Origin of the sequence: Sodalis sp. RH14, assembly GCF_047324285.1 — a bacterium.
Lineage (GTDB): Bacteria > Pseudomonadota > Gammaproteobacteria > Enterobacterales > Enterobacteriaceae > Acerihabitans.
In genome coordinates this window covers 4,590,888-4,603,770 of the sequence record NZ_CP178739.1, presented here as the reverse complement: position 1 = coordinate 4,603,770, position 12,883 = coordinate 4,590,888, and the positions used below count along the sequence as shown (strand labels likewise).

12 protein-coding genes and 1 rRNA gene are annotated in these 12,883 nt (G+C 59.8%); 2 read left to right on the top strand and 11 right to left on the bottom strand.

Annotation, left to right across the window (positions count from 1 at the left end; genetic code table 11):
- Window positions 1-115: 115 nt before the first annotated feature.
- Window positions 116-231: ribosomal RNA gene (rrf, locus tag ACL2XQ_RS21000) — 5S ribosomal RNA — on the top strand.
- A gap of 356 nt (window positions 232-587) precedes the next feature.
- Here rrf and ACL2XQ_RS20995 read toward each other — a convergent pair.
- The 6 genes from ACL2XQ_RS20995 to trxC form a co-directional block, all read right to left on the bottom strand.
- The gene (locus ACL2XQ_RS20995) at window positions 588-1,067 is read right to left on the bottom strand and encodes an N-acetyltransferase family protein (protein WP_413721319.1); all 480 of its coding nucleotides are present in this window, start codon (window positions 1,065-1,067) and stop codon (window positions 588-590) included.
- Window positions 1,068-1,233: 166 nt separating this feature from the next.
- Window positions 1,234-1,602, bottom strand: a complete 369-nt coding sequence (locus tag ACL2XQ_RS20990) for a YfiM family lipoprotein (protein ID WP_410013746.1) — start codon at window positions 1,600-1,602, stop codon at window positions 1,234-1,236.
- Window positions 1,603-1,759: 157 nt separating this feature from the next.
- Entirely contained in the window at window positions 1,760-3,115 is a 1,356-nt protein-coding gene (gene pssA / locus ACL2XQ_RS20985) for a CDP-diacylglycerol--serine O-phosphatidyltransferase (RefSeq protein ID WP_413739644.1), read from the bottom strand.
- 136 nt (window positions 3,116-3,251) lie between these two features.
- Window positions 3,252-5,924 (bottom strand): bifunctional acetate--CoA ligase family protein/GNAT family N-acetyltransferase, encoded by a 2,673-nt coding sequence (locus ACL2XQ_RS20980; RefSeq protein WP_410013748.1) that lies wholly within the window; start codon window positions 5,922-5,924, stop codon window positions 3,252-3,254.
- 42 nt (window positions 5,925-5,966) lie between these two features.
- Entirely contained in the window at window positions 5,967-6,674 is a 708-nt protein-coding gene (locus ACL2XQ_RS20975) for a tRNA-uridine aminocarboxypropyltransferase (RefSeq protein WP_410013749.1), read from the bottom strand.
- A gap of 148 nt (window positions 6,675-6,822) precedes the next feature.
- The gene (trxC, locus tag ACL2XQ_RS20970; protein WP_410013750.1) at window positions 6,823-7,260 is read right to left on the bottom strand and encodes a thioredoxin TrxC; all 438 of its coding nucleotides are present in this window, start codon (window positions 7,258-7,260) and stop codon (window positions 6,823-6,825) included.
- Between the two features lie 222 nt (window positions 7,261-7,482).
- Here trxC and ACL2XQ_RS20965 point away from each other — a divergent pair, with 222 nt between their 5' ends.
- On the top strand, window positions 7,483-8,643 hold the full coding sequence (locus ACL2XQ_RS20965) for a tRNA/rRNA methyltransferase (RefSeq protein ID WP_413739643.1): 1,161 nt from the start codon (window positions 7,483-7,485) through the stop codon (window positions 8,641-8,643).
- Between the two features lie 118 nt (window positions 8,644-8,761).
- Here ACL2XQ_RS20965 and mprA read toward each other — a convergent pair whose 3' ends face one another.
- From mprA to proX, 5 genes are all read right to left on the bottom strand, one after another.
- A complete protein-coding gene (gene mprA / locus ACL2XQ_RS20960; protein ID WP_413732051.1) occupies window positions 8,762-9,280 on the bottom strand; it encodes a transcriptional repressor MprA in 519 nt (172 codons plus the stop codon).
- A 94-nt stretch (window positions 9,281-9,374) separates the two neighbouring features.
- Window positions 9,375-9,710, bottom strand: a complete 336-nt coding sequence (ygaH, locus tag ACL2XQ_RS20955) for an L-valine transporter subunit YgaH (RefSeq protein WP_410013753.1) — start codon at window positions 9,708-9,710, stop codon at window positions 9,375-9,377.
- A 3-nt stretch (window positions 9,711-9,713) separates the two neighbouring features.
- Window positions 9,714-10,454, bottom strand: a complete 741-nt coding sequence (locus tag ACL2XQ_RS20950; RefSeq protein WP_413723490.1) for an AzlC family ABC transporter permease — start codon at window positions 10,452-10,454, stop codon at window positions 9,714-9,716.
- Window positions 10,455-10,534: 80 nt separating this feature from the next.
- Entirely contained in the window at window positions 10,535-11,734 is a 1,200-nt protein-coding gene (locus tag ACL2XQ_RS20945; RefSeq protein ID WP_413721316.1) for an MFS transporter, read from the bottom strand.
- 126 nt (window positions 11,735-11,860) lie between these two features.
- Window positions 11,861-12,862 (bottom strand): glycine betaine/L-proline ABC transporter substrate-binding protein ProX, encoded by a 1,002-nt coding sequence (gene proX / locus ACL2XQ_RS20940; protein ID WP_410013755.1) that lies wholly within the window; start codon window positions 12,860-12,862, stop codon window positions 11,861-11,863.
- Between the last annotated feature and the right edge of the window lie 21 nt (window positions 12,863-12,883).

Genomic DNA, 12,883 nt, shown 5'->3' with positions numbered 1-12,883 from the left:
AAGTGTTTGACGCGAAGAGAGCGTTGCCCCCAGGGGTGGCGAGAGAATTTTCAGCGATTGTTCCGGATAAACGGACGTGGCATAGAAGGATATGCGGCGGACGGTAACGAATTTGCCTGGCGGCACTAGCGCGGTGGTCCCACCTGACCCCATGCCGAACTCAGCAGTGAAACGCCGTAGCGCCGATGGTAGTGTGGGGTCTCCCCATGCGAGAGTAGGGAACTGCCAGGCATCCAATTGACGAAGCCCTCTGTGAAAACAGAGGGCTTTTTCATATGCGTAACCCTGGCGGTTCGCTACTCGAGTAAGAGAGTAGGACCCCCGGCAACGCCGGTGGAACGGAGCCGCAGGCGACGGCCCGCAGGGTGCCTGACGCAGTCAGGCATCAACTGCCAGGCATCCAATTGACGAAGCCCTCTGTGAAAACAGAGGGCTTTTTCATGTGCGTGACCCTGGCGGTTCGCTACTGGAGTAAGAGAGTAGGACCCCCGGCAACGCCGGTGGAACGGAGCCGCAGGCGACGGCCCACGATGATCTGGAAAGCGCTTAGTTTACCGTGGCGAGGTAATTTGAATGTATAATAGACATTAAACTGACTTCTCAAATCGAATATCACCATCCGCTAAGTATTCCTTAGGGTGCCACCCGAGCTGGCGATAAAAACCGCTGGCGCGGCTGTTGCCGTCTGTTACCAGCCATATTTTTTGATGGTGCTTGAAAAGATAGGATTCGGCGTTGGCCAGCAGAACGCGGCCTAGTCCAAGCCCTTCAAATTCAGGGCGTATGAACAGGGCAAATACGCTTGCTTCAGCGGTGCAGGCCATAGAAAAACCAGCAGGAATTTGCCCTATCTCGGCAATCCAGACGCAGGGGGAGGCAAGAATCGCGTCCCTGATGGCAACAGCAGTAATTCCCATTTCCGTAAGCCGAGCGCGTGAGATCTGGTTCTCTCTTACGCTTAAGCGAATAGCAAAAATAGTATCGATATCCGTGATCTTGGCCAACCGGACACGTATTTTATCATGATTTTCGCCAGGTAAATTGTCTGGCGTTTCATGTCGCGACATCTATGCCTCCCTGCGGATTAATCCAAATATGAACTTATCATAATAGAAGTCTTAATTTGCGCTCCGCGCAGACGAAAATTGCTGGGAACAGGTCCAGATGCAACGTCTTGGCCTGTTAGCATACGGCAATATCCTCGGTTATTGAGTATACAGTTATTTTAGTTAATCATTTATTGAGATAATACAGACTATAACCCGCCGAAGCCCCCGCCACATCCCAGGCGAAGTCCTTCCAGCTCCAGCCGCTGCCGGCGGCGCGGCTGTCGAACGTTTCCTTCAGCGCGCCCAGCGAAAGGGCGAAGGCAAACCCGATATTGCGGCTGCGGGCCGGGGAGGCATTTTGGTGTTCCGCCACCGCGCTACCCGCATAGGCCAGTGTGGCGGAAGAGATAAAATGCGCTGTTTTATCGCGCCCTGTCCAGTTGTCCTGCGCCATATGGGCGCAGGCGCTGCAAAAAATCAGCGGAAGAATAATAACCGTGCGACAAGCGAGATGACTGACGTGATGAAATGGCTGCCTGGGGCTTTTTGACATGGTTGCGTTCCGCTGGTTCAAACCGTGGGCCTGGCGGACACTACGGCATCCCTGAACCGACGGCGCCGGTTTGTCTCCGGCGGGTCCTTTCAAGGAGGCCGCCGGTGGAAAACCGCGATGATGCCGGAATGACATTCCTGTGTGCCCAAGGGCGAATCTATAAAATACGGCTGATAAGGCGATCGATACGGATACGCCGCAGCCGGCGGATCAGCTTGCGTACTTTGACCGGATAGTCGCCGATACCTTGCAACTCGGTATAGTGCGTGACCACTATGGTATGGGTACGGATAAGTTCGAGTTCATGCTCGCGCTGCGCACGCAGTTCGCCCTTCGGGTCGTGGATTAACAGCGCGTTTTCCAGATCCAGGCGCCAGGCGCGGGGATTAAGGTTATTGCCGGTCAATAACTGCCATTCGTCGTCAACCCACATGCCTTTGAGGTGATAGGTATTATCGCCGTCTTTCCATAACCTGACCACCAGTTGCCCATTGTCCACATAACGCTGCAACCTTCCGAGAAAACGGCGCAGGTTGATTTCATATAAATAAGGCAAGGCGCCGATAATCTTAAACGGCTGATCTTCGGGAATATAAAAATCATTGGCCGTTTTATCGCCGACGATGATTTCCACCTGCCTGTTCTGGCGCAGCAGAGAAATGATATTGCGCACCAGCAGCGCCGGCATATTAAAATAGGGGGTGCACAGGGTCAGTTTACTGTCGGCGCACGACATCAGGTGATGAATGGTTTTATTCAGCGGACTTTGCTTGCCTAATCCCACCAGGGGCGTGATGGTCAGTTCGCCATCGCCGGCCGAGCCGTTGCAGGCATAATCGGCATCGCGCAAAGACTGGCGGAACATGCGCGTATCGTTTTTGATTTCAATACTTTTGGGACGAGCGGGATTATCCAGCCGGTTGACCGCGGGCGCCGTCAGCAGGTGCCGCTTAATATAACCCAGCATGCACTCGGCAAGCTGAGGGTTGTGGATCAGTTGATAACGATCGTAGCGGTATTTATCCAACTGATGCAGGTAGACATCGTTCAGGCTGGCGCCGCTGTAAATAACGGTATCGTCGATAATGAAGCCTTTGAGATGCAATACGCCCAGGGCTTCGCGGGTATTGACCGGTACGCCGTACACCGGTACCGACGTGCCGGGATGATCCTGCGCCATGCGGCAATACCAGTCGGCGTTGGTGTTTACCGCCGCCGCGCCTATGCGCCCACGCTGCGCGCGATGCCAGTCGACCAGCACACAGATCTCAAGCTCCGGCCGCAGCTCGCGGGCCTGGTAGAGGGCCGAGAGCACAGCCTCGCCACCTTCATCCTGCTCAAGATACAGCGCCACCAGATAAATACGCTTCTTGGCACCCGCAATGGCGTTAAGCAAGGCGATACGGAAATCTTCAGGACTGTACAGCGTTTGTACGTCAGCAACCGTCTGGGGAATTTTGGGCAGTTGTGCAAGGTGTTGTTGGTGTTTGGTACGTCTAAAGTTTGACAACATCACAGTGCGCTTCTTCTCTTGTCATCGTATGGTGGAATGACCATATGCAAAAACACAAATGTGTGGAATCGGCCATAATAACATTACTTTTCTCCATTGTGGCTATGTTTCGCCGCAGGTTGATGCGCGCTTGATGTTAGACCGGGGGTGGTTGCCGGGTTTCGCCCGCAAGCGACAGCGATAGCGCGACAATGCCGTCTTCCAACTGCAGATCGACGGTAAATCCCAGTTTTTTTGCCAGTGAAATCATGCCGTGGTTGCTGGGCATGGTGATGGCGTTCAAGCGTCTGAGCCCGTGATCGCGGGCGTAGGCAATCATTTTTTGCAGCAGCAGGCGGCCTAAGCCCATTTTTTTGAGATCGGACCTGACCAGTACCGAAAACTCGGCCTCGGTATTGTCCGGGTCGGAAAAAACGCGCGTGACGCCGATAATGGTGTTTCCCGCGTCGTTTTGTCTGATCGCGACAAACGCCATTTCTCGATCGTAGTCGATTTGGGTCATATAAGCCAAATCTTCATGGGTAAATTCTGTGATCTCACTGAAGTAACGATAATAAAGATCTTCCGGCGTGACCGCGCCGATAAACTGCTTTAGCAGCGGTTCGTCTTCGGGCAGGATGGGCCTGAACAGGCATTGCTCGCCGTTTTTCAGCGTGACCACCGATTCCAGCGCCTGCGGATAAGGACGGATCGCCAGGCGTGCCTCGGGGTCGCCCGGGCGTTCGGCCAGTTCAAGGCTGACATCCAGCACCGTCATATCGCCGCCGCAGGCCAGCAGCGGATGGATATCCAGATGGACGATTTCCGGGCAGTCGAGCAGCAGGTTGGAGACCTGCACCAACAGGCGGCTTAACGCGACAATATCCAGCGAATAGAGCGGACTATGGGTGCGGATAGCGCCTTTTTTCAGGCCCTGGCGCACCATATTCTGCGCCAGCGTCATATTAAGCGGCGGCAGGGCTACCGCCGTTTGGTCGGCCTGTCGCCATTCATGCCCGCTTTCACCCAGCAGGATTAGCGGGCCGAACACCGGATCCTGTTCGACCAGGATGCGCAGTTCCTGGGTGCCGGCCCGGCTGGCCATGCTTTGTACCAACATGCCCTCGATGCGCGCCTGAGGAAAGGTTTGCGCCACGCGTTCCGCCATGGCGTTGGCCGCCTGGGCCACTTCCTGCGCATTGCGCAGCGACAGCATCACGCCCTGGACCTCGGATTTATGGGGGATGTCCGGCGAGCGCAGCTTCAGCGCCACAGGGTAACCAATACGGTCGGCAACGGCGACGGCCTCGGCGGTGTCGCCGGCGATCCAGGTGGGCAGGGTGGTTAAGCCATAAGCCTCGATAATGGGGCGCACCTCGTGGGTCGCCAGCCGGGTAATGCCCTGTTCCAGCGCCTGGCGGATCAGGGCGTGCGCCTGGGCGGTATCCACCGTCAGGCCGACCGGCAGGGCCGGTGTTTCCATCAATTGCTTTTGATTGCGCCGGTATTCCGCCATATGCATAAAAGCGGTGACCACGCCTTCAGGGGTGCGATAGGTGGGTAGCCCCGCCTCCGTGAACAGGCGTCTGGCCTCCCGGGAGGAAAATTCGCCGCTCCAGTTGGTCAGCAGGGTGACCTGCCGGCCGCGGGGGTGAAGCTTGGCCAGCTCGATAACCTGCTGCGCCGTCTCGCTGCTGGGGGCGGCGGCGCTGGGCGCGTGGATAATCAGCAGCGCGTCGTAGTCGGTGCTGTCAAGCAGCGCCGTCAGGGCGGCGCGATAGCGGGCCGGAGTGGCGTCGTCCGCCAAATCAAGCGGGTTGGCGGCGGGCAGGCCCTCCGGCAATACCGCCTGCAGGGCCTGACGGGTCGCGGTGCTCAACGTCGCCAGCTTGCCATGACGGCTGAGCAGCTCATCCAGCGCCAGGGCGGCCGGGGCAATGCCGTTGCTGACGATCATCAGCCGTTCACCGCGCAACGGGCGCATATGGCTTAGGGTTTCCACCGCTGAAAATAATTCGTGGGTATCGCGCACCCGCAGCAGCCCGGCACGCTGGATTGCGGCGTCGTAGGCGGCATCCCTTCCCTGGGGATAGTTCAACAGGCGCTGCGCCTGCGGGCTGCGCCCGCTTTTGATGACCAGTATAGGCTTGTTGCGCGCGGCGCCCCGGGCGGCCGACAGAAAACGCCTGGCGTCGCTGAGGTGCTCCAGGTGCAGTAAAATGGCGCTGGTTTTGCCGTCGCGCGCCAGGAAATCAAGCACATCGTCCACATCGATATCGATACTGTCGCCGAGCGCGATAAAATAGGAAAACCCGATTTCGCGCTGCTGCGCCCAGTCCAGCACGGTATTGGATACCGCGGCGGACTGGGAGATAAACGCCAGCTTGCCTTTATGGATGGGCACCGGGGAAAAACTGGCGTTCAATCCTTGCCACGGCGCCAGTACCCCCAGGCTGTTCGGCCCGAGCAGACGCATGCCGTGACGGGCGGCGCAGGCTTTCAGCTCGGTAAACTGGGCCGGTGGCGCGGAGAGAATAATCGCCGTTTTGCAACCCAGCCTGCCGAGGTCGTCGAGCAAACCGGGATTGCGGCTGGCGCGGGTGCACAGGATCGCCAGGTCCGGCGCCAGGGGCAGGCTCGCCACGTCCGGATAGCTTAAAACGCCGCAAACCGCGGGATATCGCGGCGTTACCGGCAATATCGGGCCGCCGAACCCGCCGTTCAGCAGATTACGCATCATCAGGTTCCCGGCCCGGCCCGGTTTGTCGGACGCCCCCAGCACGGCGATGGATTTTGGTCTTAGCAGCGCTTCCAAACCTCGTTGACTCATCGGTGGTCTCCTATCCAGCCGCATCCGACAAGTGTAAGCGCATTAAGGCCGGGGTGTTGTGATGGCGGAAGATATTTGCGCGGTGTTATGGTGCGATTTACCCAATAGGTAGCGGCTGCGAAACAGCGCAAAATGCGCGCCCAGGCGATCCGCCGCCGCCGCGTCCCCCGTCTGGCGCAGCAGGGTGGCGGCCACCTCGGCGGTGCAGTGGTGGCCTTCGCCGTGCGCTTCCCGCAGACGATAGGCGGAGACGGTAGCCAGGTTAAGGGATAATATCGGAAAATCCGCCAAATAGGGGCTTTTGCGAAACATCTTGCCGGCCTCGGACCAGGTGCCGTCAAGCAGAATAAACAACGGCGGCTTGCCGCAGGCATCGATTTGCGGCACCACGCGCCGGTCCGGGGCGACGTTGTGCGCCGGGAATACCACATAAGGCTGGCGGGCGGGGTCGGCAATAGCCGATAGCAGTGCCGTATCCGGCTCGGTGCGCGACCAGAGAAAAGCCTGGGTATCCGGCAAGATATCGGCGATCAGGCGTCCGGTATTGCTGGGTTTCAGGGGCTCGGAGTCAAACATGATCAGGCAGAAACGGCTGACCGACGTCATGGGGATAATGCGATCGCACAGGCAAACGGGCTGCGGCAGCAGGCAGTGTTCGCAGCGCACGACCCGGCAACCGCGCGCGCGGTACGGCCGGGTGGCGCGATCGAGACGATATTGGCGTAGCGCCAGCACGGCGTTGTTTGTCATGGGAAGCCCGCAAGAAAAGAGAGAGTTTACCGGAGCGGGCGGGGAAAGCGGACAACTATTTACCGACGGAGCTGTCGGGAAACGCAGTGTCGCGGCGCGCCGGGCCACCCGCCGCCACAGCATGTGCGGGTGGCCCGGCGGCGGCCGCTTAAGACGGGCTCGGAATGGACAGGCCTTCGTCCAGCCACTCTTCAAACGGCCCTTTGGGCATAGCGCCGTGCAGCGAATCCACCATTTTACCGTGCCTGAACACCATGATGGTGGGAATGCTGCGGATGCCGAAACGGGTGCTTAACTGGGGCTCCGCTTCGGTATTCACCTTCAGGAAACGTACCGAGCCGCGGCGCTCCGCGGCAACCGCCTCGAAAATCGGCGCGAAGCCGACGCAGGGGCCGCACCAGGGCGCCCAGAAGTCGACCACCACCGGCAGATCGTCTTGCAGCAGCTTATCGAGGGAGTCGGTGGTGGCATGCACCACTTTGCCGTCCAGCAGCGCCTCGCCGCAACGGCCGCATTTCGCGCCGTCGTTGACCTTCTGTTCCGGCAGCCGGTTGGTGGCCAGACAGGATGCACATACTGTATTCATACAATTGCCTCTTATGGGTGGAGGTTAAACCGGCGACAGGGCGGCCGGGCGATGAGATCCACGCTTTATCGAAATGATGTTCTGAAGTATGGTGAAAGAAATGTGAAGGTACAAAATGATTTATCCGATGGCTTCGATAGTTGCTGGCTTTTACCTCTACCCGGTAGCTAAAAAAGACAAGATCAGGTAATCTTCGCGCCCAGCATATGGGTGGAGAGACAAATGAGCGATTCATTAAAGGGTAAAAACGGCAAGGTCCGTGTTATGTACGTGCGCAAAGAAGAAGAAGAGCAGCCTCGTCGTCCTTCTCGTCCACCCCAGCCGGGCCGCGATGCGCCCCGGGGCGATGCCCGCCGCGGCGACGCACCCCGCGGTGATGCCCGCCGTGGTGACGCGCCCCGCGGTGATGCCCGCCGCGGCGACGCGCCCCGCGGTGATGCCCGTCGCGGCGACGCGCCCCGGGGTGACGCCCGTCGTGGTGACGCGCCCCGCGGTGATGCCCGTCGCGGCGACGCGCCCCGCAGGGACAGACCGTCCACCGCGCCGGACTCCCCCTGGAAGACCCTGTACCAAAACGATGAGACCCCCGCGGTGGCCGATCACGGCGGCATCAGCGGTAAAAGCCTGATCGACCCCGAACAGCTGCGGCGCCAGCGGGCGGAAGAAACCCGGGTTTACGGCGAAAATGCCTGCCAGGCCTTATTCAAAAGCCGTCCCGATTCCATCGTGCGCGCCTGGTTCGTGCAATCCGTTACGCCGCGCTTTCGCGACGCCCTGCGCTGGATGGCCGCCAATCGCAAAGCCTACCATGTGGTGGAAGAGGACGAGCTGGCGCTGGCATCCGGCACCGATCATCACGGCGGCGTCTGTTTCCTGATTAAAAAGCGCATCGGCCTGGATGCCGTTACCTATCTTGATAAAGCCCTGGACAAAGATTGCGTGCTGGCGCTTGAGGATGTCTCCAATCCCCATAACCTCGGCGCAATGTTGCGCAGCTGCGCGCATTTTGGCGTGAAAGGCGTCATGACCTGCGACAGCGCGGCGCTGGAGTCCGGCGCCGCGGTACGTACCGCCGAAGGTGGCGCGGAGCATATCAGCGCCATACATACCGATGATTTATTCGGCGATTTGGACCGTTTCCGCCAGGCGGGTTATACCATCGTCACCACCTCGAGCCACAAAGGCGCGTCGCTTGGCCGGGTCAATATGCCGGCGAAGATGGTGCTGGTGATAGGCCAGGAGCGGGCAGGGTTGTCCGACGCCATCGTGGAACAGGCGGATCTGGCGATTTCCATCGGCGGTACCGGGCGGGTGGAAAGCCTGAACGTGTCGGTGGCTACCGGCATACTGCTGGCGGAGTGGTGGCGGCAAAACCACGCTTGAGTGTGCGGCGGGTTTGCCGGGCAAACAGAATAACGCGTAGCGCGCAGGGACAAAAACGCCGCACTCATTGACGCGCAGGGAGGCTCACAGGGAAGTGAGCCATAATCGCGCGCGCAGGTCAGGCTTTTTCGTCTTCGACAATTAATTCGTCCAGTTTGGTCAGCAGCTTGCGCGTGAGCGTTTCAAGCTGCTTCTGCTCGTCGGTATTGAGGGTAGACCAGAGCGTTACCAGGCACTTATGCTGCGGCGGCAAGAGATTATTAAGAAAGTTTTCGCCGGCGTCGGTCAGTTGCAAATGCAGGCAGCGGCGATCGTTCTCACTCTCTTTACGCACAATCCAGCCCCGTTTTTCCAGCTCATCCGCGATGCGGGTGGCGTTGGTGCGCGACGATCCCAGGGCGGAACTGAGTTCAGAGGGCTGGATACTGTGATTTTCCTGGGACTCCAGGGTCAGCAGGGCCATAAACAACGTTTCATTGATGCCCTGGGCTTTCAGCATGCGGTTTCTGTTTTCCAGCAATTTACTCTGCATATGCATGCATAGCCGGGTCAGCAGGATTTCCTGGTAGGGAAACTCGGGACGCTGCTTAGCGCGTTGCGCCAACATTTGCTCAATGGGGGTGAAGGAACTGTCCATGATGATTTATGCCTCATTAGTTTCTATGGATATAATAACTAATGTAATCACTCAAGTAAATATTGTCGTCCTGAAAAGTTTAGAGAGCTATAGATTAGGGCATGACTAATTTATATACCAAGCCAAAGCACAGCGCCCCGGCCAGGGTGGCGATGACGATGCTGCGGGTGCGGTAAAAACAGGCCGCCAATACCGCGAAACCCGCCAGGGTAGGCAGTAGTTTCGCCGGCGCGCGCAGCACCTCCGGCACACTGGAGACCACCAGTAGCGCGCATATGGAGGCCAAACCTATGCCGTCCAAAAGACGTCCGGCCCAGGCGCCGGCGGGGCCGGCTGATTTACGCCCGCCGCCAAAACGCAGGGGCAGGTAACGGAACAGATAATTCGCCGCGCCGACCACCAAACCGATGATAATCACGCTGGTATGCATTTATTATTCCTCCCTGGCGGCGCGCGCCGGGCCCAGCAAGGCACCCAGGCACCCGCCGCCGATGCCGGCCAGGATCGCCATCGGAATCGACAGCAGCAGCAGCCCGGCCAGCGCGCCGGCCAGCGCCGCGGCCAATACCAGGCTTTGCCGGCGCTGAAATGACGCCAACAGGAAACTGAGGAACAGCGCCGGCAGCATGAAGGACAGCGCGGCCTCAACCGCCGGATAGTCGTTCAGCGGGCCGTTGCCCGACAGCGCGCCGACGGCGGTGCCGACGACCCAGGATAGCCACGAACAGACCGCGACGCTTATCATCCAGCGTTCCGACCAGCGGCGGTTATCCTTAATCAGTTTGGCGATGGCCGCGGCAAACACCTCATCGGTCAGGCCGAAGGCCCATAGCGCCGTGGCGCGCCGCGACAGGGCGCCGGGAATACGGTGACGCAGCGCCGGGCCGTACAGCAGATGGCGCACATCCATGGCCATGACGGTCAACGCCGCGACCCACAGCGATATCCCGGCGCTGAGCAGGGTGGTTATCACGAACTGGCTGGCGCCGGCATAGATAACGCAGGAAATGAAGAGGCTTTCGAGCGGCGTAAAGCCCAGCTTCACCGCGTTCAGGCCAAAAGCGAACGCCACCGGCAGGTAGCCGATGACGATGGGCAGGCTGTCCTTGATGCCCTCGCGAAAGGTGGCCGGCGTCCCTGGGGCCGCCGGCAGGTGATCCTGGCTTGCGTCCATGTGCGTATCTCCCATGGCGACACTTCCGGCGACTATCGCCCGCCGGAACGCCGCGACAGTCATCCCGCCGTGCGACGCCCTCAGGCGGCCGCTACGCCGCTATCCTCATGATGCTGGCCACGCCACCATAACAGCAGGTTGAGCACGCCCAGCGCCCCGCCGGCGACGCATACGCCGGTCCAGCCGGCCATCTGGTAGGCCGAGGCGGAAATCAGCGAGCCCAGGGCGCCGCCGATAAAATAGCTGGTCATATAGCCGGAGGTGAGACGGTTACGCGCTTGCGGCATGCGGCGGTAAATGACGCTCTGGTTGGTGATATGCACGCCCTGCACCGCCAGATCCAGCACGACGATGCCGGCGATAAGCGCCATCACCTGATGCTGGCCGTACCAGATAAAGGCCCAGGAGACCAGGAGCAGCAGCAGGCCATAGCGGGTGGTGATTTTTGCCTTGCCCCGGTCGGCCAGATGCCCGGCCCTGGATGCGGCCAGGGCGCCGGCGGCGCCCGCCAGGCCGAACAGGCCGATTTTAGCCTCGGAGTAAAAAAACGGCGGCGCGGCCAGCAGGAACGCCATGGAAGTCCACAGGTTGCTGAAGCTGGCAAAGGTCACGCAGCCGATCAGCGCGCGGGTGCGCAGCACCGGCGTGGTGACATACATGCGCAGGATGGAGGCCAGCAGCTGCGGGTAATTCAGATCGGAATACTGTTTATAACGCGGCAGGGCGAACCACAGTATCAGCGCCATGACCACCATCAGGGCGCTGGCGAACCAGTACACGGTGCGCCAGCCGCCGAAGCTTGCCAGGGCGCCGGCGACGGTACGCGCCAGCAGGATACCCAGCAGCAGACCGGTCATGATCATACCGACCACTTTGCCCCGCTTCGCCGGATCGGCAAGCGTCGCCGCCAGCGGCACCAGGATCTGCGCCACCACCGAGAATAGACCGGTCAGCGCCGTGCCGGCTATCATCAGCCACAGGCTGCCGGCCGAGGCGGTGACCAGCATACCGGCGGCGGCCAGCAGCGTCATGACCACTATCATGCCGCGCCGTTCGAACTTATCCCCCAGCGGCACGATAAACATCAGGCCGCAGGCATAACCCAGCTGGGCGGCGGTGACGATAAACCCGGCCTGGTTCACCGACAGGTGATACGACTGGGCAATGGTGTCCAGCAGGGGTTGCGCGTAATAATTACTCGCGACCGACAATCCGGTGGCGATAGCCATGATAATAATCAGCGCCGGACTTAAACTTGGGTGATCTGTTTTTGTTTTCATTGGTGAGTCTGTTTACCAATCGGGGGGCTATTATTCCCCATAAGCGCCAAAAAAACGAGGGGCGAATGCCCCCCGTCGGTTAACGTGACCTGTTTTCGCGCCATAAACGGGCGCGAAGACGCCGTATCATTTAGCGGCGGCGGCCGTGGCGGCGCTTATCCAGCCGTCGAATAGCGCCTGGTGCGCGGCAATCCAGCCGTTGGCGTGGCGTTCGATATCCGCCTCCGAGGCCTGGCCCTCATGCATACGCAGGTTCTGCGCGTTCACATCGCTAATGGGCAGACGCATGATGGCGAACAGTTTCGCCGCCGCGGGATTGGCCTTGGCCCACTCTTTATTGGCGACGATACGCATGGTGTTTACCGGGAAGCCATAGTCGGCGCCGTTAGGCAGTTTGGTACTGATGTCCTTCTGCTTGCCGGGCAGGGAAGAGAACGGCACCTGTAGCCATACCACGTCCCGGCCCGGAACCAGCACGTCGCTGACCCAATAGGGCGTCCAGGTATAATACAGGATCGGCTTGCCTTCCTTGAAGCGCGCCATGGTGTCGGCAATGATGGCCGCGTAGTTGCCCTGGTTGTGCTCCACGGTATCGGCCAGGCCGTAGGCCTGGATCTGGTGGTTGATCACCGCCTCGCAGCCCCAGCCTGGGGTGCAGCCGGTCAAATCGGCCTTGCCGTCGCCGTTGGCGTCGAACAGTTTAGCCAGCTTGGGATCCTTAAGCTGATCGATGGTTTTGATATGGTATTGATCGGCGGTCTTTTTGTCGATCAGGTAGCCCTGGGCCGCGCCCTCGACATAGTTGCCCTGGCGATAGAACCTGGCGTCGCCGCCGGCCGCCTGATACTGGTCCGCGTGCAGGGGATCCCAGTTAACCGCCATAAAGGTAGCGTCGCCGGAGGCGATGGAAGTATAGGCGACGTTATAATCCACCTCACGGCTCGATTTGACATCGTAGCCCAGCTTTTCCAGCGCTTTGTTGACCAGCAGCGTTTGGAACGTCTCTTCGGATATCGTGCTTTGCAGGGGCTGCACCTGCACGCCCTTGCCCGGCAGATCGGCGGCAAAAGAGAGTGGCGCGACAAGCGCCGCGGTGAGCGCTAGCGCCCAGATTCCGGTGTGATGCATGGAATATCCTTCTCGTTGATT

Coding starts and splice junctions, on each gene's coding strand:
- ACL2XQ_RS20995 (WP_413721319.1), bottom strand. CDS start 1,067: ATGTCGCGACATGAAACGCCAGACAATTTACCTGGCGAAAATCATGAT.
- ACL2XQ_RS20990 (WP_410013746.1), bottom strand. CDS start 1,602: ATGTCAAAAAGCCCCAGGCAGCCATTTCATCACGTCAGTCATCTCGCT.
- pssA (WP_413739644.1), bottom strand. CDS start 3,115: ATGTTGTCAAACTTTAGACGTACCAAACACCAACAACACCTTGCACAA.
- ACL2XQ_RS20980 (WP_410013748.1), bottom strand. CDS start 5,924: ATGAGTCAACGAGGTTTGGAAGCGCTGCTAAGACCAAAATCCATCGCC.
- ACL2XQ_RS20975 (WP_410013749.1), bottom strand. CDS start 6,674: ATGACAAACAACGCCGTGCTGGCGCTACGCCAATATCGTCTCGATCGC.
- trxC (WP_410013750.1), bottom strand. CDS start 7,260: ATGAATACAGTATGTGCATCCTGTCTGGCCACCAACCGGCTGCCGGAA.
- ACL2XQ_RS20965 (WP_413739643.1), top strand. CDS start 7,483: ATGAGCGATTCATTAAAGGGTAAAAACGGCAAGGTCCGTGTTATGTAC.
- mprA (WP_413732051.1), bottom strand. CDS start 9,280: ATGGACAGTTCCTTCACCCCCATTGAGCAAATGTTGGCGCAACGCGCT.
- ygaH (WP_410013753.1), bottom strand. CDS start 9,710: ATGCATACCAGCGTGATTATCATCGGTTTGGTGGTCGGCGCGGCGAAT.
- ACL2XQ_RS20950 (WP_413723490.1), bottom strand. CDS start 10,454: ATGGACGCAAGCCAGGATCACCTGCCGGCGGCCCCAGGGACGCCGGCC.
- ACL2XQ_RS20945 (WP_413721316.1), bottom strand. CDS start 11,734: ATGAAAACAAAAACAGATCACCCAAGTTTAAGTCCGGCGCTGATTATT.
- proX (WP_410013755.1), bottom strand. CDS start 12,862: ATGCATCACACCGGAATCTGGGCGCTAGCGCTCACCGCGGCGCTTGTC.